1 protein-coding gene is annotated in these 554 nt (G+C 31.6%); it reads left to right on the forward strand.

Annotation, left to right across the window (positions count from 1 at the left end; genetic code table 11):
* The coding region (locus K0039_RS20365; RefSeq protein WP_272491547.1) for an alanine racemase at positions 1-448 on the forward strand (448 nt) is incomplete at its 5' end.
* Positions 449-554: the final 106 nt, after the last annotated feature.

A 554-nucleotide genomic window follows, 5' to 3' on the forward strand; every position in this document is an offset into this window, starting at 1 on the left:
ATTTAAAGATAGATTAGAATTAAGACCAGCCATGAAATTAAAATCAAAAATCGGACATATAAAACAAGTTGAACCAGGTGTAGGAATAAGTTATGGACTAAAATACACAACTACAGGCAAAGAAACAATAGCTACAGTTCCAATAGGATACGCAGATGGATTTACTAGAATCCAAAAAAATCCAAAGGTTCTTATTAAGGGAGAAGTGTTTGATGTAGTTGGTAGAATATGTATGGATCAAATAATGGTTAGAATTGACAAAGATATAGACATAAAAGTTGGAGATGAGGTTATACTATTTGGAGAAGGCGAAGTTACAGCTGAGCGTATAGCTAAAGACTTAGGAACTATAAACTATGAAGTGTTATGTATGATATCAAGAAGAGTTGACCGTGTTTATATGGAAAATAATGAGCTTGTACAAATAAACAGTTATTTGCTAAAATAAAACCATGATATTATAATCTGGGAGGCGATTTTGTGTACGATAAGAGTAAAGAAAAAATAGAAGATACTTTACCAGACTCTCTGATTTCTGAAGTTGATAGTATAGT

This window comes from Terrisporobacter mayombei, assembly GCF_020748465.1.
In the GTDB taxonomy this organism is placed as follows: Bacteria; Bacillota; Clostridia; order Peptostreptococcales; family Peptostreptococcaceae; genus Terrisporobacter; species Terrisporobacter mayombei.